At 57.3% G+C, this 19,885-nt stretch carries 19 protein-coding genes; 4 read left to right on the plus strand and 15 right to left on the minus strand.

The window, feature by feature from the left end; all coding sequences use genetic code 11:
- Positions 1–76 precede the first annotated feature (76 nt).
- Entirely contained in the window at positions 77–1,366 is a 1,290-nt protein-coding gene (gene gltA, locus AC1MEA_RS23605) for a citrate synthase (RefSeq protein ID WP_219060801.1), read from the plus strand.
- A 113-nt stretch (positions 1,367–1,479) separates the two neighbouring features.
- Here gltA and AC1MEA_RS23610 read toward each other — a convergent pair whose 3' ends face one another.
- From AC1MEA_RS23610 to AC1MEA_RS23650, 9 genes are all read right to left on the minus strand, one after another.
- Positions 1,480–2,085, minus strand: a complete 606-nt coding sequence (locus AC1MEA_RS23610) for an START domain-containing protein (protein ID WP_219060800.1) — start codon at positions 2,083–2,085, stop codon at positions 1,480–1,482.
- A 72-nt stretch (positions 2,086–2,157) separates the two neighbouring features.
- Positions 2,158–2,415: a YkgJ family cysteine cluster protein gene (locus AC1MEA_RS23615; RefSeq protein WP_219060799.1), complete on the minus strand. Its 258-nt coding sequence runs from the start codon at positions 2,413–2,415 to the stop codon at positions 2,158–2,160.
- A gap of 100 nt (positions 2,416–2,515) precedes the next feature.
- Positions 2,516–3,196: a translation initiation factor 2 gene (locus AC1MEA_RS23620; RefSeq protein WP_219060798.1), complete on the minus strand. Its 681-nt coding sequence runs from the start codon at positions 3,194–3,196 to the stop codon at positions 2,516–2,518.
- Positions 3,197–3,315: 119 nt separating this feature from the next.
- Complete coding sequence (locus AC1MEA_RS23625; protein ID WP_219060797.1) at positions 3,316–4,755, minus strand: aminotransferase-like domain-containing protein; 1,440 nt, start codon at positions 4,753–4,755, stop codon at positions 3,316–3,318.
- A 217-nt stretch (positions 4,756–4,972) separates the two neighbouring features.
- Positions 4,973–5,755 carry an OmpA family protein gene (locus AC1MEA_RS23630; protein WP_480918209.1) on the minus strand — a complete coding sequence of 261 codons (783 nt, stop codon included), beginning with the start codon at positions 5,753–5,755 and terminating at the stop codon, positions 4,973–4,975.
- Between the two features lie 29 nt (positions 5,756–5,784).
- Positions 5,785–6,138, minus strand: coding sequence for a DUF4398 domain-containing protein (locus tag AC1MEA_RS23635; RefSeq protein WP_449635175.1), 354 nt, complete (start codon positions 6,136–6,138; stop codon positions 5,785–5,787).
- A gap of 10 nt (positions 6,139–6,148) precedes the next feature.
- Positions 6,149–6,973, minus strand: a complete 825-nt coding sequence (locus AC1MEA_RS23640) for a substrate-binding periplasmic protein (RefSeq protein ID WP_480417552.1) — start codon at positions 6,971–6,973, stop codon at positions 6,149–6,151.
- Positions 6,974–7,096: 123 nt separating this feature from the next.
- Complete coding sequence (locus AC1MEA_RS23645; protein WP_480417553.1) at positions 7,097–8,026, minus strand: electron transfer flavoprotein subunit alpha/FixB family protein; 930 nt, start codon at positions 8,024–8,026, stop codon at positions 7,097–7,099.
- Positions 8,027–8,776 carry an electron transfer flavoprotein subunit beta/FixA family protein gene (locus tag AC1MEA_RS23650; RefSeq protein ID WP_219060792.1) on the minus strand — a complete coding sequence of 250 codons (750 nt, stop codon included), beginning with the start codon at positions 8,774–8,776 and terminating at the stop codon, positions 8,027–8,029.
- A 402-nt stretch (positions 8,777–9,178) separates the two neighbouring features.
- Between AC1MEA_RS23650 and AC1MEA_RS23655 the strand changes: the two genes are divergently transcribed.
- A complete protein-coding gene (locus AC1MEA_RS23655) occupies positions 9,179–10,843 on the plus strand; it encodes an electron transfer flavoprotein-ubiquinone oxidoreductase (RefSeq protein WP_219060791.1) in 1,665 nt (554 codons plus the stop codon).
- Positions 10,844–11,070: 227 nt separating this feature from the next.
- On the opposite strand, the gene AC1MEA_RS23660 is transcribed toward AC1MEA_RS23655, so the two are convergent.
- Positions 11,071–11,970, minus strand: a complete 900-nt coding sequence (locus AC1MEA_RS23660) for an AraC family transcriptional regulator (RefSeq protein ID WP_219060790.1) — start codon at positions 11,968–11,970, stop codon at positions 11,071–11,073.
- Between the two features lie 182 nt (positions 11,971–12,152).
- Between AC1MEA_RS23660 and AC1MEA_RS23665 the strand changes: the two genes are divergently transcribed.
- Positions 12,153–13,205, plus strand: a complete 1,053-nt coding sequence (locus AC1MEA_RS23665) for an NAD(P)-dependent alcohol dehydrogenase (protein WP_219060789.1) — start codon at positions 12,153–12,155, stop codon at positions 13,203–13,205.
- 1 nt (position 13,206) lies between these two features.
- Here AC1MEA_RS23665 and AC1MEA_RS23670 read toward each other — a convergent pair whose 3' ends face one another.
- From AC1MEA_RS23670 to AC1MEA_RS23690, 5 genes are read right to left on the minus strand one after another with little or no spacing between them, the layout of a single operon-like run.
- Positions 13,207–14,025 (minus strand): IclR family transcriptional regulator, encoded by an 819-nt coding sequence (locus tag AC1MEA_RS23670; RefSeq protein WP_219060788.1) that lies wholly within the window; start codon positions 14,023–14,025, stop codon positions 13,207–13,209.
- A gap of 56 nt (positions 14,026–14,081) precedes the next feature.
- Positions 14,082–15,392 (minus strand): MFS transporter, encoded by a 1,311-nt coding sequence (locus AC1MEA_RS23675; RefSeq protein ID WP_480417554.1) that lies wholly within the window; start codon positions 15,390–15,392, stop codon positions 14,082–14,084.
- A gap of 57 nt (positions 15,393–15,449) precedes the next feature.
- Entirely contained in the window at positions 15,450–16,598 is a 1,149-nt protein-coding gene (gene dgoD, locus AC1MEA_RS23680) for a galactonate dehydratase (protein WP_219060786.1), read from the minus strand.
- A gap of 45 nt (positions 16,599–16,643) precedes the next feature.
- Positions 16,644–17,264, minus strand: coding sequence for a 2-dehydro-3-deoxy-6-phosphogalactonate aldolase (locus tag AC1MEA_RS23685; protein WP_219060785.1), 621 nt, complete (start codon positions 17,262–17,264; stop codon positions 16,644–16,646).
- Position 17,265: 1 nt separating this feature from the next.
- A complete protein-coding gene (locus AC1MEA_RS23690) occupies positions 17,266–18,258 on the minus strand; it encodes a 2-dehydro-3-deoxygalactonokinase (protein ID WP_480417555.1) in 993 nt (330 codons plus the stop codon).
- Between the two features lie 425 nt (positions 18,259–18,683).
- On the opposite strand from AC1MEA_RS23690, the gene AC1MEA_RS23695 reads away from it, so the two are divergent.
- Positions 18,684–19,841: an acyltransferase family protein gene (locus AC1MEA_RS23695; protein ID WP_219060783.1), complete on the plus strand. Its 1,158-nt coding sequence runs from the start codon at positions 18,684–18,686 to the stop codon at positions 19,839–19,841.
- Positions 19,842–19,885: the final 44 nt, after the last annotated feature.

The following is a 19,885-nucleotide window of genomic DNA, read 5'->3' on the forward strand; positions in this document are numbered from 1 at the left end:
GATTTATCTCACTATAGTGGTGCGGGCCCTGCGTGGGGGGTCTGTCTGATGATTTGAAGCATATATAGGAGGCCACATGGCTGACAAAAAAGCGCAGTTGATCATCGAGGGCGCAGCCCCCGTCGAGCTGCCAATTCTGACCGGCACCGTGGGTCCCGATGTAATCGACGTTCGCGGTCTAACCGCCACCGGCCACTTCACATTCGACCCTGGTTTCATGTCGACCGCCTCTTGCGAGTCGAAGATTACCTATATCGACGGTGACAAAGGCATCCTGTTGCACCGCGGCTACCCGATCGAACAGCTTGCTGCAGAATCGGATTACCTGGAAACCTGCTACCTGTTGCTCAACGGCGAACTGCCGACGACCGAACAGAAAGCCCAGTTCGTGATCACCGTGAAGAACCACACGATGGTGCACGAGCAGTTGAAGACATTCTTCAACGGCTTCCGTCGCGACGCTCACCCAATGGCCGTTATGTGCGGCGTGGTGGGTGCCCTGTCGGCGTTCTATCACGACTCTCTGGACATTAATAACCCGCAGCATCGTGAAATCTCCGCGATCCGTCTGGTTGCAAAAATGCCTACCCTGGCAGCGATGGTGTACAAATATTCCATGGGGCAACCCATGATGTACCCGCGCAACGACCTGAACTACGCAGAAAACTTCCTGCACATGATGTTCAACACCCCCTGCGAGATCAAACCGATCAGCCCGGTGTTGGCCAAGGCAATGGATAAGATCTTTATCCTGCACGCCGATCACGAGCAGAATGCGTCGACCTCTACTGTGCGCATGGCCGGTTCCTCGGGCGCCAACCCGTTCGCCTGCATCGCTGCCGGCATCGCAGCCCTTTGGGGCCCGGCACACGGCGGCGCCAACGAAGCAGTATTGGCTATGCTCGATGAAATTGGCGATGTCTCGAACATCGACAAATTCATTGCCAAGGCCAAAGACAAGAACGATCCGTTCAAGTTGATGGGCTTCGGTCACCGGGTTTACAAAAACCGCGATCCGCGCGCCACCGTGATGAAGCAGACCTGCGACGAAGTACTAAGAGAGCTGGGCATCACCAACGATCCACAGCTGGAACTGGCCATGCGTCTCGAAGAGATCGCCCTGACCGACCCGTACTTCATCGAACGCTCGCTGTACCCGAACGTAGACTTCTATTCGGGCATCATCCTGAAAGCTATCGGCATTCCAACCAGCATGTTCACCGTGATCTTCGCCTTGGCGCGGACCGTCGGCTGGATCTCGCACTGGAAAGAAATGCTCTCCAGCCCGTACAAGATTGGCCGTCCTCGCCAGCTCTACACTGGCTACGTGTCTCGCGACATCGTGCCTCTGGAAGATCGCAAGTAAGACTGCAAACCATTCTCGACCTAAACCGTCGAGAATTAAAAAAGGGCTGCCATTGGCAGCCCTTTTTTGTAGCGCCAGGAAAGCTGTCATCAGCCCCCGACGATCAGTATCGATTACTTCTCCGCCTTCTCTTTCAACGCCTTCAAGGTATTGAAAGGAGCGTCCACCACAAACTTGTTGGCCAGCCAGGACGGCACGCTACCACCCGGCTCGGTATGAACCTGGTACGTCACTTCGGTTTGATCGGCACCTTTGGGAACAAATTTCCAGAAACCCTCTACCTGCGCGACCCGCACAAAGCCTTTTTCCTCTGGAATATACGTTGGCTCGCCCTTTAGCGTGCGCGTCAGAGTGCCATCAGCGCCCTGCTCGGAAGTCACCAGCAACACCGAGTCGCGCGGAGTCACAGGCCAAGGGGTATTGAACTGGGTGTAGGTCCACGTCTTGGCACCGTCATACTTGAGCAACTTCTGCGACTTGCATTCATGAATCCAGGTACAAGCACCCACAACGTCTTCCTGCAGGCCGCGCAGCTTGGCCACACTCGCCTTGATCGTAGTGACACCGCGATAAGCCTTGTACTTGGAGCCCGCCACTTCGCTCAAAGAGATGTTGATACCCCCCTCATCCTTCGCGACTTTCCAGTCTTCAGCCTGAGCGGCAGCAGCCATCAATACAGTCAAACCACACACAACAGCTATCCGATGCAGCGAACTCATTATTTTATTCCTTGTTGTCAAAGTTCCGGTAAACCGGTTTGCGGGAAATCAGTTCTGCTTGAGTAAAGGCCATCACGCCACTGCGGTCGCTTGCTCCCACCAGCCAATCAGACGAATAGCCTCCGCCTGGCTCGACCCACAGACCTCCTCATCCGGCGAAAACGCACTGCACACGGCAGGTCGCTCGGACCTGCCGAACAAACCACACAACGATTCGACAGAAAGATGCAGGCAGCGCTCTCCTGCGGCCTTGCCATTGGGCATGCCAGGAATTGGCGAACTGATAGAAGGTGCGATGCAGCAGGCCCCGCAATCTGGACGACAGTCCATAACGAATATCCTCGCGACCGGCAATGGTTAAAGTATCGAGGGATATTACCCGCTAAAACGGCCGTTTGAAATCAGTCTGACGGCAGACCGCTTTTTAGCGTTACTGCTTGAACTCGAAATCGAGGGCGGCACCTTCGACTTCCCGCCGATTTTCGTCGCGCATTTGCAGCTTCATTGCGTTATTCAGCAAGCGGCCGTTGAGCTGGAAAGGACCTTCCGGAGCCGTTTTTTTCTCGCCAAACATGGGTGGCAATAAAGACTTGTTAGCGATAGGCGCCACTGTACCAACGGGCGCCATCTCCTTGACCATATCTGTCGGCAGACTCAAGTCCAGATTCGGCTGGGAGAGACGGGTTTGCCGCACCACTTCACTGGCGGGCTTGGTCTTGCTGGCCATCGGCGCGCGAGGCTTTGCCGGGGTCGACTCGGGCATGGCTTTGCCGGAGACAGTCTTTTGTACGGACGCCTTGGCTGAGGGAGTCACCGCCGCCGACGGGGTGACAGGTGCTTTGGCGGCAGCGGCTTTCTTCATCGAGGCCGCCAGGCCTGGAGTCACCACTACCGGGACCACCGGAATGTTAGGTTTCAACTCATGGACATGCACCTGCGCTGCGATTGGCGCAGGTGGCACGACGACCGGCTTGCCCCCCGCGTCCACCGGTACACCCGACGCTGCTTCTGGTACGACCTTAGGCACCGGCGCAGAAGGTTTTTCAGGACCACAGGCACTCACCAGTACAATTAACAGCAACCCGATACAACGAAGAAAATTCATAGACATAAATGGCAGCAAGGCAGAGGGCCATATGCTGGCCTGTTGAAGGGTTCATGACAAGCCAGCAGATTCAAACCGGACGAGTGCAAAGCGCTGAGTACAGGATTCACCCCTGAGGTAACACCTCAGTAAGCTTGCGCCGTTTCTTGACACAGTTGCTTGGCGAGCATGCCCAAAGTCATCAGTGCGCGCTCCGCTTCGCGGTTCCACGGGATACCACAGTTGAGCCGAATACAGTGATTGAACTGCTCTGTATTGCTAAAAATAAGCCCCGGCGCAATGCTGATTCCCTGCTCCAGGGCTCGCACATGCAATTCCTGGGTGTTAACCCGCCCCGGCAAGCTCACCCACAGAATAAATCCTCCCGTTGGCCGACTCATTTGAGTCCCTTCCGGGAAATATTGCTGCACCGCCAACTGGAACGCGCTCAAATTTTTGCGGTATTCCAGGCGAATGAACCTTAAATGCCGGTCATAACCGCCGTTTTCCAGATAAGCAGCAACGCCCATTTGGGTGACGCTGCAGGCTGAATGGGTACTGAATGTCTGTAATCGCTGGATTTCCGCTTGATACTTTCCGGCAATCGTCCAGCCGATACGCACACCGGGCGCCAAGGTCTTGGAAAAACTCGAGCAATAAATCACCCTGCCCAGCCGGTCAAAGGCCTTCAACGCCTTGGTTCGCCCGAGCTCAAACATCAGCTCGCCATAAATGTCGTCTTCCACAATCTGAATATCAAAATCCGAGGCGAGTCGCAGCAGATGCTTCTGCCGCTCTTCAGGCACGGTCCCACCCAATGGATTGCTCAGACGCGATGTCATCACCAACGCCTTGATCGACCACTGGTTGGCCGCCAGTTGCAACGCTTCAAGGCTGATGCCGGTGGCAGGATCACTCGGAATCTCGATGACCTTGAGCCCCAGAAGGTCGGCCATTTGCAGCAAACCATAATAGGTGGGCGACTCAGTCGCGATCAGATCACCGGGCCGGGTCAGTACCCGCAAGGACATTTGCAACGCATCGACACAACCGTGGGTAATCACTACCTCGGACGGATCGACCACCACCCCGGCATCGCGCATACGAATGGCAACCTGACGACGCAACGGCTCGAAACCGGGACTGAACATATAGCTGAAAGCGCGCGGGCTCTGAAAGCGCGTCACTTTTGCCAACTGCTGGTGCAGCGCCCGAACTGGCAGATAGTCTACGTGAGGCACCGCAGCCCCTAACGGAAACACACCTTCGCGGCGTGATTCGACTAAAACCTGCTGGATAATGCTACTGCGAGTGACCAGACCAGGACGTTCTACGCGAGCGATGTCCGGGGTGGGCGCAGTCAGCGCCGGCGTCTGGTGCACGTAATAACCCGACTGCGGCCGCGCCCGGATCAAACCTTGATCTTCAAGGTTTGCATAGGCCTGCAACACCGTTGCATGGCTGACATTGAGCTGCGAACTCATTTTGCGAACAGAGGGCACGCGCTCACCGGGTTGATAGACACCCCGGCGAATATCCTCAGCCAGTTGCTGAGCAATGCGTTGATAAAGTAGAAGATTGGTCATGACGCGGCCCTCGATGCTGCTGACAACTTATTTTTATAAAGTGTTCAAGACGGGTGACTACCGTAACAGTCAGGAAGTGTACGGGGACAGTTTCAAGAAATGATAGCCCTCCTGGGTAGTGATAGAACAATTCCATCGAAAAACCCGCTATCCGTCCCAATTTTTACTCAAAAAAAACCCAGCACCTTGCGGTTACCGGGTTTTTTAATGAGAACGCTTAGCGCGCCGCCCCCAAATGGCCTTTGTCGTCGGAGAATACGATTTCAACCCGACGATTCTGCGCCCTTCCGCGCTCCGAAGCGTTCGCGTCGACAGGGAACTCATCCCCGTAGCCTTCGACCTGAAGACGCTTCTCGTCAATGCCCAGATCCATCAACAAATCAGCCACCGACTGCGCCCGATCCCTGGAAAGCTGAAGGTTTTCCTGCTTGCCGCCTGTGCTGTCGGTATAGCCCTCGATCCGCACGACACGCTTGGGATTAAGCTGGAGAAATTGCACCAACTTGAGCACCGTGCGATTGGCCGAACTTTTTAGCTCAGCGTTCCCCGTATCAAATAGGACGTCGCCCAGGGTCATGACCAGACCGCGATCAGTCTGGATGGTGGCCAAGGCAACCATCTGCTCCTCCAGCCATTTGCCTTGCTGCTGCAAACTGGATAATTTGGCTTCACGCAACGCAAGTTGCAGGCGCTGACGGTCTAGCTCCGACTTGGCCAACTGTTCCTGATTGAGCATCAGGTTCGTGTGTTCGCGAGCAATTTCGCTGTAGCGGCGGCTAAGGTATGCGTAATGGCTGACGTCTGCGCCACTGCCCCAATAGCCGGACAAACGCTCGGCACGCCCTAACAATTCGCCGGCACGGATAACATCCTTGGGGGCGCCGCGCAGAACGTTGGTATCTTCCCTGACTTTCTGGAAGTCGACACTGGCTTGCTGCACTGCCCGCTCGCTGTCCTGATGCCCTGCACAACCGTAAAGGCCTGCCGAACCCAGCAGCATGACCACGCTGATGATACGAGGGATACGACTCACTGAACGTCTCCCACTTGCTTACGCAAACGATTGAGGCGAGTGTTCATCTGCGTTATTTGCTCCTGACTCTTCTGGGTCAGGACGCGCGCTTCGGCGAGCCGCGCATCGAGTTCCGACTGCTCGGCCTGCATGCGCGCCTCTTTGAATGACTGGTCGGCCATGTCGGCGCGAGCCTGAATCAGTTTTGATTGGGCCAGTGTCAGCTCTGGTATTTCTTCGGTGGCACCCACCGCTTTGGCTTGCTCCACTGCTTGCTCGGTCAGTCGTAACTGTTCGATCGGTGCCGGATCGTTGGCACAGCCGACCAGAGCAGCAAAGGCTGTGGCGGCGAATAAAGCTCGAATACTCACGAAAACATTCCTACTTGTTTGGGGCGCTGGCCGGCAGCAGCAACTGCGCTTTCCAGAGTTCCAGATTGCGCTTCACCGCCTCGCCTGACAGGCCGGAGGCGGCCGATTCTGTCATCTTTTTAGCCAGTTGTCCGCGCAACCAAGGATCATTGCAGGCTGAATTGAATGACAACGCCAGGTACAGCCCCGGTTTATCCAGTGGCAAAGGCTGCGCAATCAGGTCCGCCGACACCCCCAACGCCTGGACCATCGCCAGCCCGGCGTAACGCCCCGCCAGTACATATTCAACCTGCCCCAGGATCAATTTTTGAAACGCCTGGGTCAGATTCTCGGTGCGCTCCAGTTTCAGATGCTCACTGACTAGCGCCTCAAAGGGTTGCGTGAGGCGAATTTTGTTCGATACCGCGCCCGGATGATCGCGCAGATCGGCGAGCACATTGAACGGTTGCGCATGATCACGTCGAGTCCAGACAACGATTTCGTTCTGGGTGATCGAAGGATGAATGTAATCGAGCGATTCAAGCTCCGACGACTTCAACGGTGCGTCGGCCAACAGGTCCATGCGCCCACTGCGCACTTCTTCCAGCGCCTGACTGCGTTTACCTGCATACAGCAGCTCTACTTTCAGGCCCAATTCCTGCGCAGCTTGCTTGAGCAGGTCGGCATTGGCGCCCATCAGGTGCTTCGGGTCCTGGGGGTCACGCCATAGATAAGGCGGCGCATCGGGGCTGCCTGTCACGATCAGACGCTCACATTTGCCGGCGGCGAAACTCAGTGATGGCAGCATGAACACGCCTAAAAGAAGCGATGGCAATAGCAGCCGAGGCCTGCTCATAGGTCAATCCTTAATCGAATCCAATAAAAAACCCGCTCATCGAAGGCCATGGGAATCTGCGGCGTAGCGCAATTTCACACAGCCCGAAATGAACGGGTTCTCTTTATAAGTGAAGAGCCTGGATTAAACCAGCTTCTCAAACTCAGGTATGGCTTCGAACAAATCAGCCACCAGGCCGTAATCAGCCACCTGGAAGATCGGCGCTTCTTCGTCCTTGTTGATCGCAACGATCACTTTGGAGTCTTTCATACCGGCCAAATGCTGGATCGCGCCGGAAATACCGACCGCAATGTACAGCTGTGGCGCAACGATTTTGCCGGTCTGACCGACCTGCATGTCGTTCGGTACGAAACCTGCGTCGACTGCGGCGCGCGAAGCACCCACAGCAGCGCCCAGCTTGTCGGCCAAGGCGTACAGGTGTTTGAAGTTCTCGCCGTTCTGCATGCCACGACCGCCGGAAACGACGATTTTGGCAGCGGTCAGTTCTGGACGATCGGACTTGGCCAGTTCTTCGCTAACGAAGATGGACTTGCCAGCATCGTGAGCAGCCGAAACTGCTTCAACTGCAGCGGAACCGCCTTCAGCAGCAACCGGATCAAAACCCGTAGCACGCACGGTGATCACTTTGACAGCGGCCGAAGACTGCACTGTCGCAATGGCGTTACCGGCATAGATCGGACGCTTGAAGGTGTCAGCGCTTTCAACGGCGATGATCTCGGAGATCTGGTCAACGTCCAGCTGCGCAGCAACACGCGGCAGGATGTTTTTGCCGTTGGACGTAGCAGCAGCCAGGATGTGGCTGTAAGCCTTGCCCAGCTCGGCAATCAGCGGCGCGACGTTTTCCGGCAACTGGTGTGCATAGGCAGCGTTGTCGGCAACCAGCACCTTCGAGACACCAGCGATTTTCGCGGCAGCTTCAGCGATGGCACCAACGTTGGCACCAGCAACCAGTACGTGAATATCACCACCGATTTTTACAGCGGCAGCTACGGTGTTCAGGGTTGCCGGGGCAACGACACCATTTTCATGTTCAGCAATAACCAAGATAGTCATTTAGATTACCTTCGCTTCGTTTTTCAGTTTCTCGACCAGTTCAGCCACCGACTTGACCTTGATGCCTGCGCTGCGGGTAGCCGGCGCTTCAACTTTCAGGGTTTTGGTCGTGGAGGCGGTAGAAACGCCCAAAGCGTCCGGAGTCAGCACTTCAAGAGGCTTCTTCTTGGCTTTCATGATGTTTGGCAAGGAGGCGTAGCGTGGCTCGTTCAGACGCAGGTCTGTGGTCACGATCGCTGGCAGGCTCAGGGACACAGTCTGCAAGCCGGCGTCGACTTCACGCGTGACGCTGACTTTGTCGCCAGACACTTCGACTTTAGAGGCGAAGGTGCCCTGGGCGTAGCCGCTCAGCGCAGCCAGCATCTGGCCAGTCTGGTTGTTGTCGCTGTCGATGGCCTGTTTACCCAGGATCACCAACTGCGGTTGTTCTTTGTCGACCACAGCCTTGAGCAGCTTGGCCACCGCCAGGGAATTCAGCTCGTCGGCACACTCAACGAGGATGGCGCGATCAGCACCCAGAGCCAAGGCGGTACGCAGTTGCTCCTGAGCGGTGGTCGGACCAATGGAAACGACGACGATCTCGGTCGCAACGCCTTTTTCTTTCAGGCGGACGGCTTCTTCCACAGCGATTTCGCAGAAGGGGTTCATCGACATTTTGACGTTAGCGAGATCGACGCCGGAGTTGTCCGCTTTGACGCGAACCTTGACGTTGTAGTCGACCACTCGTTTGACAGCTACAAGAACCTTCATGGATTCCTCGTTACTCTCCGGTGAAAAGAAAATCGCCCGGGCGGACCTGGCGATTGATACACGTCGGCAAAAAGGACACCTCTAAAAACAACTGTACTGCGTTCACAACGCTTTTTAGAGGTGCCCTTGAAACCAGCGGTCAGCCTACGGCGAGCGCAAAACCGCCCGTATCTTGACCGGAACGTCTTTTCTGGTCAATACGCCAAAATGGTCAGATATGAGCAGCGCGTCTTTGATTTATCTGGCTTCCAGCAAATTCAAACAAACGTTTGTATTGGACCTGAGCGATGGTCCAGATATAATGCGTGCCTTTGCGGCGCGCAGGTCAGCCAATGTTACTCGCGACCCGCGCTAGTTGCTTCATATAAAAAAAACTGTTGAGCCCTGAGTAGGAGATAGCCTGTGGAACGCGAATACATGGAATTCGACGTCGTCATCGTCGGCGCAGGCCCCGCGGGTCTTTCCGCCGCTTGCCGACTGAAACAGAAGGCCGCCGAAGCCGGAAAGGAAATCAGCGTCTGCGTGGTGGAAAAAGGCTCTGAAGTGGGTGCGCACATTTTATCCGGTGCCGTGTTCGAACCTCGCGCCCTGAACGAATTGTTTCCGAACTGGAAAGAACTCGGCGCGCCGCTGAACACCCCGGTCAAGCGCGACGATATCTTCGTACTCAAAAGTGCCGACAGCGCAACTAAAGTACCCAACCTCTTTGTGCCTAAAACCATGCACAACGAAGGTAACTACATCATTTCCCTGGGCAATCTGTGCCGCTGGCTGGCTCAGCAGGCTGAAAACCTGGGTGTCGAAATCTACCCGGGCTTCGCCGCCCAGGAAGCATTGTTCGACGAGAACGGTGTGGTCCGCGGGATCATTACCGGCGACCTGGGCGTTGACCGTGAAGGCCATCCTAAAGAGGGTTACTTCACCCCCGGCATGGAACTGCGCGGCAAGTACACGCTGTTCGCCGAAGGTTGCCGTGGGCATATCGGTAAACAACTGCTCAAGCGCTTCAACCTCGATACCGACGCCGATGCGCAGCATTACGGTATCGGCCTCAAAGAAATCTGGGAAGTCGACCCGGCCAAGCACGAGCAAGGTCTGGTGGTACACACCGCTGGCTGGCCATTGGACGTAATGGGCACCGAGAACACTGGCGGTTCTTTCCTTTATCACCTGGAAAACAATCAGGTGGTGGTCGGCCTGATCGTCGATCTGTCCTACTCCAATGCGTTCCTGTCACCGTTCGATGAATTCCAGCGCCTCAAGCACCACCCGGTAATCAAGCAGTACCTGGAAGGCGGCAAGCGCATCAGCTACGGCGCACGCGCCATCTGCAAGGGCGGCCTGAATTCGCTGCCGAAAATGGTCTTCCCGGGCGGCGCGCTGATCGGCTGCGACCTCGGCACCTTGAACTTCGCCAAGATCAAGGGCAGCCATACCGCCATGAAATCCGGCATGCTCGCGGCTGATTCGGTGGCTGATGCCCTCTTCGCCGGTAAGGAAGGCGGCGACGAACTGAACACTTACGTTGAGGCCTTCAAAGCCAGCTGGCTCTATGACGAACTGTTCGCCAGCCGTAACTTCGGCCCGGCGCTGCACAAGTTCGGTCCGATCCTCGGCGGTGCATTCAACTTCATCGATCAGAACTTCTTTGGCGGCAAGATCCCGTTCACCCTGCACGACACCAAGCCGGATTATGCGTGCATGAAGCTTGCGGCCGACTCGAAAAAGATCGATTACCCACGCCCCGATGGCAAGCTCAGCTTCGACAAGCTCAGCTCGGTATTTCTCTCCAACACCAACCATGAAGAGGAACAACCCTGCCACCTGAAGCTGGCCGATCCGAGCATCCCGATTGGCACCAACTTGCCGCTGTACGACGAACCGGCCCAGCGCTACTGCCCTGCCGGCGTGTATGAAGTGATCACCAAGGAAGACGGCGAAAAACGCTTCCAGATCAACGCGCAGAACTGCGTGCATTGCAAAACCTGCGACATCAAGGACCCTTCCCAGAACATCACCTGGGTAGCGCCTGAAGGCAGTGGTGGTCCGACTTACCCGAACATGTAAAGCTGGCGATCACACATCAAGGCTCCTTTGCAGACTGTGTGAAAACTACTGCGCTCGACAATACTGCGTTAAAAACAGGCTCGGAATGCTCATTTACAACACGTAGACTCCGCTTCCTCGCCTGTTTTTGCCTTGTCTTGCCTTCGCTCGCTACGTTTTCACACAGCCTGTTCGGAGCCTTTTTGTTGAGTCTGAAAAACCTCCGGTCCGCACCTGAACGATCAGCATCATGGATGCGCGCCAATCACTTCGTCTCCAGGGCTGTGTTCAAAGTAGCGCTTATATTCCCGACTGAATTGCGACGTGCTTTGATACCCCACGCGCAGGGCAACCTGCGCCACGCCGATGCCTTCGGCGATCAACATCCGTTGCGCCTTGAGCAGCCGTAGGCGCTTCAGGTACTGCACCGGGGACAATAGGGTGCCGCGCTTGAAGTGCTCATGGAAGGTCGAGGCACTCATGTTTGCGCAGCGAGCCAGGGTCTCGACGCTGAGCGGCTCGGCATAGTGCGTATGCAAATGGCTCAACGATGCAGCAACACGGGCGAACGGCCCTTGCTGCTCGACCAACGCCCGCAACACACTGGCCTGAGGGCCACGCAGCGCGGCATACAGCACCTCACGCAAACGCGTGCGGCCCATGATCTGACATTCCATCGGATCATGCAGGCACCGCAACAAGCGCTCGACACTTTCGCGCATGCCCGCGTCAAGCTCGGCGGAGCTCATGGACTCCAGGGTCTGGGGTTGAGTGTCACGCCCCGGCATTAGCCCCATGGCCAGCACCAACTCCCCCAGCATGCTCCGGTCAATGCCAATCGCGACACCGAGCAACGGCACTTCGGGCGTGGCAAAGGTTTCGCACTCGAAGGGCATCGACAACGCCTGAACCAGATAGCGTCCAGCGCCATATTCCAGAGTGCGCGGCCCCAGGTAGGCCAGTTTGCTGCCTTGGGCAATGATCATCAGGCTCGGCTCGTAGATCTGTGGGCAACGCGCCACATTGCTTCGGGCCGAGACAATCTGCACCTCAGGCAATAGCGTCGGCAGAAATCCCGGACGAGTGGCGAGCGGCCGAATCAACGAGACCAGTGTTGCGTTGGCATCAACGTGGCGGGTCAACAACATGGGAATCCAGCTTCGCAAGAGGAATAGACAGCGCCATCATCGCAGATCCGCCCAACAAAACAGCCAATCAGCGCTGATGCCGGAGGAATAGGCAAGATAGCCGGAGGAATGACCATGGCCGGTCATGTCATGCACGGGGACAATGGTTCGCATCACCCAGTCATTGTTTTGCGAGGTTCACTATGTATAAAGCCATCGGTTACGCCGCCCAGTCGGCCACCGCCCCCCTCGCCCCCATGAACTTCGAACGCCGCAGCCCTCGGGCCGATGACGTGGCCATCGAGATTCTCTACTGCGGCGTCTGCCACTCCGATATCCACCAGGCGCGCAACGAATGGGGGATCGCCGTCTATCCTTTGATGCCAGGCCACGAGATCGTTGGCAAGGTGACCGCTGTCGGTGCAGACGTCAGCCGCTACAAAGTCGGCGATAAGGTCGGGGTCGGTTGCATGGTCGATTCCTGCCGCCAGTGCGAAGCCTGCAAGGCTGACCTGGAGCAATATTGCCTGGAAGGGCCGACTCAGACTTACGCATCGAAAGACCGCGTCGACGGCAGCATCACCATGGGTGGTTACTCCGACAGCATCGTGGTCAGCGAGCGATTCGTCGTGCGCATTCCAGAGAAACTGGACCTGGCCAGCGCGGCGCCAATTCTGTGCGCCGGGATCACCACGTACTCGCCACTCAAGCACTACAACGTGAAACCGGGCGACAAGGTCGGCATTCTCGGCATGGGCGGCCTGGGTCACATGGGCATCAAATTCGCCAAAGCCATGGGCGCCGAAGTGACCCTGTTCACCCGCTCCGAGGCCAAGGCTGAGGAAGGCCGTCGTCAGGGCGCCGACCATGTAATTGTTTCAACCGACGCCAAACAGATGGCAGCAGCAGCCGGCCATTTCGACTTCCTGCTGGACACCATTCCGGTGCAACACGACCTCAACCCCTACCTGCAGACCCTGCGTTTCGACGGCGTGCATATTCTGGTCGGGCTGGTCGAGCCAGTGGAACCCCCAGTGCATTCGGCCAACCTGGTCACGAAACGTCGTGTGCTGGCAGGCTCGATGATCGGCGGCATGGCGGAAACCCAGGAAGTCCTGGACTTCTGCGCCGAGCATGGCATCACCTGCGACATCGAGATGCTCGACATCCGCAACATCAACGACGCCTTTACCCGAGTGGTCGCGGGCGACGTGAAGTACCGTTTCGTCATCGATATGGCGAGTTTGAAAGCCTGAATCAGGCTTTGGCCCCTAACTCGGCCGAGAGTCGCGCTGCGGTCTGTTTGATCAGCGGGATCAGCTCGGCCATTTTCTCCAGGGGCATATAAGGCACGGTACTGGCAATGCTGATGCCGGCAACGATTCGGTTGCTGGCATCACGTACCGGCGCGGCAACACAGCGAATCGACGGTTCGTTGTCCTCCAGATCAAACGCATAGCCGCCCGCGACATAGTCCAGCATTCGCTGCCAGAACTGTTCCCAGGACTGCTCCTGATGCTGCGGCCACACCATAGATTTTCCGCCGACTGGCAAGCTGATCTGATACAGACGCTGCCACTCGTCCTGCGTGCAATCAATCATCAACGCCTTGCCAATCCCGGTGCGCGCCAACGGCATACGGTGACCGACCCGCGAGCGCATTTCGGGACCATTGCGGCCCGGGTTTTTGTGCAGATACAACACGTCATCACCCTCACGAATCGCCAAGTGCACGGTATCCCCGGTCAGCGCTGACAACTCGTCGAGATACGGACGCGCCAACATTGCCAGCGGCACTTCCTCACGGGCCTGAAAACCCAGCTCGATCAGCTTTGGCCCGAGCAGGTAACCCACCTGTGGCAAGACCCGCAGATAACGTTCCTCCACCAGACAACTGACCAGACGATGGGTCGTGCTGCGCGTGGTGCCGATAACCCGGGCAATTTCCTTGAGGTCACGGGCACCGCTGGCCACGGCCTGAACCACGCCAAGCCCACGCAGCAGGGTTTGGGTACCGGTTGGCGCGACGTCCTTGGTGGCGTTGCTTATCGCAGGGTTGAGTGAATCGTGCTGCATATCACGCCTTATCCAGTCAGAAAGCTGACGGCATTATTGTCGCCAGCTTGCCTCGGTTACAACTCGATGCGCTCGACCTTCCCCACCGACAGGATGTACGACAGCGCGCCCACCAGCGCCAACACGGCTACGTAGGTGATCGCGGGGGCAAAGGAATCCCCTGTTGCCAGAAAACCGATCACGATGGGCGTGGTGATCGCCGCCAGGTTGCCGATGAAATTGAAGGTGCCGCCGGTCAATCCCAGCAATCGGGCGGGCGCCAGAGTCGACACCAGCGACCAAGTGATCGACGCCAGCCCGTTACCGAAGAACGCCAGCGCGAGGAAGGCGATCACCAGCGGTGTCGACTCGACGTAGTTGGCGCCAATGATTGAGGTTGAAATCAACAGCCCGCCAATAATCGGCAACTTGCGGGCAAAACCGACACTGTTGCCGCGACGGATCAACCAATCGGAGAAGAAACCCGAACAAAGCACACCAATGAACGCGGCAAGAAAAGGCAGTGAAGCCAGTAAACCGGATTTGATGAAGTCCATCCCACGGTACTTCACCAGGTACGTCGGGAACCAGGTCAGGAAGAACCACAGCGTCGAGTTCAGACAGAACTGGCCCAAATAGATGCCCCAGAGCTTGCGCTTGCTCAGGACGATCCCCAGATCCGGCCAACTGAAGCCGCGTTTGTTTTTCTCGGCATTGGTCTGGATATCCACCAGCCCGCCCCCGTCGCGAATCAACTCGATTTCCGCCTGATTGACGCCTTTGAAATCACGCGGCTCGCGATAGACCAGAAACCACACCAGTGCCCAGATGACACCCACGGCACCGGTGCTGACGAAAACCATGTGCCAGCCATACTGCGCCTGTAACCAGGCCAGAACCGGCGTCAGAAACGCCAGCCCGACAAATTGCCCAGACGTATAAAACCCAATCGCCGTCGCCCGTTCACGCTCCGGGAACCAAGTGGTAACCACACGGCTATTGATCGGATAAGCCGGCGCTTCCAGGGCGCCCACTGCCATACGCAGAACAAACAGTGCGATAAAACTGGCCGCGAAGCCGAGCATGATGGTCGCCAGCGACCACAGCAACAGCGCGACGGCATACAGAATCCGCGGCGGTACGCGGTCCACCAGCCAGCCGCCGGGGATCTGCATGGCGGCGTAGGTCCAGCCGAAAGCAGAGAAGATCAAACCGACATGAATCGGATCGATCCCCAGCTCCGTGGTCAGGGCCGGTGCGGCAATCGACAGGTTGGCGCGATCCAGGTAGTTGATCACTACCGTAATGAACAACAGCACCATGATGAAAAAACGCTTACGGGTCGGCGTCACTAACGACGCCTTTCCTGCGAAGGTCTGAGGTTGCATGGGGTGCCTCTTATTATGGTTATTTGAGGACAACACGGAACGGGGGGGGCTACTGAATCACCACTCGGCAAAACTGCCGTCGGCATGGCGCCAGATCGGGTTGCGCCAGCGATGACCGATGGCGGCGCGTTCCTTGACGTATTCTTCGTTGATTTCGATGCCCAGACCCGGGCCGTTGGGGATCTTCACGAAGCCTTTGTCGTAGTCGAATACTTCCGGGTTTTTGATGTAATCGAGCAGATCGTTACTTTCGTTGTAATGGATACCCAGGCTCTGCTCCTGGATAAACGCGTTGTAGCAAACCGCATCCAGCTGCAAACAGGCAGCCAGGGCAATCGGCCCCAGCGGACAATGCAGCGCGAGGGCGACATCGTAGGCTTCAGCCATGTTGGCGATTTTGCGGGTTTCGGTGATCCCGCCTGCGTGCGAGGCATCGGGCTGAATGATGTCGACGTAGCCTTCGCTCAGGACGCGCTTGAAGTCCCAGCGCGAAAACAAACGCTCACCCAAGGCAATCGGGGTGCTGGTCAGGGGCGCCAACTCCTTGAGCGCTTCATAGTTCTCGCTGAGTACCGGCTCTTCGATGAACATCAACTTGTACGGATCGAGTTCCTTCATCAGCACTTTGGCCATGGGTTTGTGCACCCGGCCATGGAAGTCGACGCCAATGCCGACGTTAGGCCCGACGGCATCCCGCACGGCGGCGACGTTGGCCAGTGCCAGGTCGACTTTTTCGAAGGAGTCGAGGAACTGCAACTCCTCGGTGCCGTTCATCTTGATGGCGGTAAAACCACGGTCCACGGCCTCTTTGGCAGCGCGAGCGGTGTCGGCTGGGCGATCACCGCCGATCCAGGAATATACGCGGATCTTGTCGCGCACCTGACCGCCAAGCAAATCGCTGACCGACACCCCCAGGGCCTTGCCCTTGATGTCCCACAACGCCTGATCAATCCCGGCCAAGGCGCTCATGTGCACCGCTCCACCCCGATAAAAACCGCCGCGATAGAGCACGGTCCAGATGTCCTCGATGTTGCGCGGGTCCTTGCCAATCAGGTAATCGGACAATTCATCCACCGCCGCAGCGACCGTGTGCGCACGGCCTTCGACCACTGGCTCGCCCCAACCGGTCACGCCTTGGTCGGTCTCGATTTTCAGGAACAACCAGCGTGGAGGAACAATAAACGTCGTGAGTTTGGTGATTTTCATGTGTGCGCTCTCTTATTGGAGGCGACGCTCAGGGCGCCGATCAGCTCAGCTCAATTGATTCCATGCAGACATGTAGGCATCGGCGCGCTCGGCAACCTCAGCGGCGCTCATCCCCGGTTTGAACAGCCCGGAGCCAAGACCGAAACCGGACACACCGGCGTCGATAAAGACCTGCATGTTGTCCGGGGTAATACCGCCCACCGGGATCAGTGCGGTACCGGCCGGCAATACAGCGAGGAAGGCCTTGACCACTGCCGGGCCCATTTGCTCGGCAGGGAACAGTTTGAGTACATCCGCGCCCTCAGCCAGTGCGGCGAAGGCCTCGGTCGGCGTGGCAACACCCGGCGACAAGTACAAGCCTGCTGCTTTGGCGGCACGCAACACCTTGGGATCGCTGTGCGGCATGACGATCACTTGACCGCCCGCCTCTTTGACCAGCCCCACTTGCTCAGACGTCAACACCGTGCCGGCGCCGATCAGGCAATCGGCGGGCAACGTCGCGCGCAGAATACGGATGCTGTCGTAAGGCTCAGGTGAGTTAAGCGGCACTTCGATGACGCGAAAACCAGCTTGATACAACACCTCACCGATGGACGCCGCCTCTTCAGGACGCAGACCACGAAGAATCGCGATCAAACCGTTTTTAGCCAGTGTTTGTTTAAGCATGTCAGACCTCTGCAAGAGTGGGCTTGAGCAAGTTGGCCTGTACCGCCAATTGCCATAAACCGCGTTCGGTGGCCTGTTCGGCCACGGTCACCTGAGCGAAACCGCAGGCGGCCAGCGCACGTGAATAACGCGCGCACAGCTGGCTATTGCCGATCAGGATGATGGGAGGGAGGTGTTCGCGGGCCCGCCGCTGCAAGGCGACAAGCGCGACCAATTCGTGACCGATCAACAGGCCGGACAGATAGTCGGACTGAGCGGTGGCGCTGAGTTCGCCGGTCAGGCCAAGGGTCCGGCAGCTGAATATCGTCGACAGCAGCCCGGCTGCACCGTCGGCAGACCCTGCGACAGCGACGCCGCGATCAAATGCTTCGGCGTCGAACGCCTCGCTGTGCTGCAGGGTTCGACCGAGGATGGTGTGCGCACTCAGGGCGGCATAGACCTCGCCCGTCATGAACGTATCGAAATGCACGATGCAGCCATCAGCGACCTGCACCCATTTCGAGTGACTGCCAGGCAGGCCGATCAACAATGGGTCGTGATTTTTTTCGGCAGGCAAGCTGGCGAGAATACCCACGACCTGGGTTTCTTCGCCGCGCATCACGTTGGACAACACAGAACGCTGTAGCACGCCAGGAACGATGTGTACATCGACCCCACGGACACTGCGTACGGTTTGCAGGGCTGCGCTGAGACCCGCGACATCCGCAGGGGTTTCGCGGTACACAGCTTCACTCCATCCCTGGGCGCTGCCAACCATGCCGCAGGCAATGACAGGCGTCCCGGGCTGGGCGTCGAGCCAATCACCACACGCCTGATCGAACGCAAGTTCGAATCCGTTGGCACACATCACGCCAGCAATCAGCCGAGGGGCCGTCGGCAACTGCATGATGCCTGCGCTCAGCGAGCGCTGTTCCAGAACCTGGCCCTGTTCCCCGAGCCGGTAGGCACGCAGAGAGGTTGTCCCCCAATCGAGCGCGATTAATTGCGCGTGCATCGCTTCACCTGTTTTATTTTTTTGCGAGATAAGTGAGTGCCCGACGACTATAGACCCAAAGTTTGGACTATCTCAATATGTAAATTCACATCCCATATATAGGGACGATAAAACCACAAATAAAGTGCCGACAAACGCGCCTGTACGCAGCACGTCAGCACTGGCATCATTTCTGCCAAATACGGCATACTGCCTAGGCATTTCCCGCGTTGATCCACCTGCCAATCGGCCCCTGCGCCGAGGGTGGTAACTATCCTGAAATTCTTCGTCCGCTCCCTCCCCGCGTGTTCTCTGGCCTGTTGACGCTTTGTCGCGCACAGGTTTCCAGGGTTGTGGTCGTGCCGTGCGCACTGCGTTTGTGCGGCCATTGTCGCGTTGCCAAAAAAAGTCGTCAGACCCACTCCTCATCTGCAAGGACAACTGCCATGAAGCGATTTTTGGTGCTCGATAGTTTTCGGGGGCTGTGTGCCTTGGCGGTGGTGATGCATCACTCCCACGCGCTGCGCAGCTTTACTGAACTGGCGTTTTTCAAGAACGCTAACTACCTCGTCGAGTTCTTCTTCGTCCTCAGCGGTTTTGTGCTTTATCACACCTATGCGAACCGGTTGGGCTCGGTCGAGCAGTTGCGCCGCTTCGTGATCACTCGCACCTGCCGTTTGTACCCGCTGCACGTGGTGATGCTGGCGGTATTCATCGGCTTCGAAGTATTGAAAGTCGTGGTCGAGCGCTACGGAATGTCCTTCAACGCCCCGAGTTTCACCGGCGCCCGGGCGCCCGACGAGATTGTGCCGAACCTGCTGTTGATTCAGTCCTGGTGGCCGAGTTTCAACGCGCTGTCGTTCAACTACCCGTCGTGGAGCATCAGCGTCGAGTACTACCTGTACCTGATCTTCGGCCTGATCGCCCTGGCCTTGCCGACACAGGCGCGCAAGGTCTTCGCAGCCATCGCGGTACTCGCTTTCCTCGCGCTCTACTTCAAAAGCACGCTGGTAACGGACAATGCGCTGAAAGGCCTGGGCTGTTTTTTTGCGGGGGGCGTCACTTATCGGGTTTACGCAAAACTGCAAAGCCTGCACCTGAGCCCACTGCTTGGCAGCGCGCTTGAGGTGCTGGTTCTGGGTGTGATTTACCTGATCATGATTTACAGCGACACGCCCCAGGATATTCTCCTGAGCCTGCTGTTCTGCGTAGCAATCTGGGTGTTTGCGTTCGAAGCCGGTTGGGTCTCGACGCTGCTGCGCACATCCCTGTTCACCTGGCTCGGCATGCTGTCGTTTTCTATCTACATGACCCACGCAGCGGTGATTTTCGCGATGTCGATCGGGGTGATGATTGTCGCCAAGCTTACCCACCTGCCGCTGCTCATAGACCTCCCCAGCGAAATCGTTGGCGTGGTTATCCGCTACATCGATACCGGTAGCATGGCCCTCGACAACCTGCTGATAATCATTGAGGTGGCGGCGGTGCTGGCTGTTTCGGTGCTGAGTTATCGCCACATCGAATTGCGCGGCATCGCGCTTGGCAAGCGATGGAGCAAGGACCGCTTGACCTCGGCAAGCCTGGCACCACGCCTTCCTGAATGAATTAGCTCGCTACGTTTTCACACGGCGCGCAATAAAAAACCGCT

The organism is Pseudomonas sp. ASL8 (genome assembly GCF_056680355.1).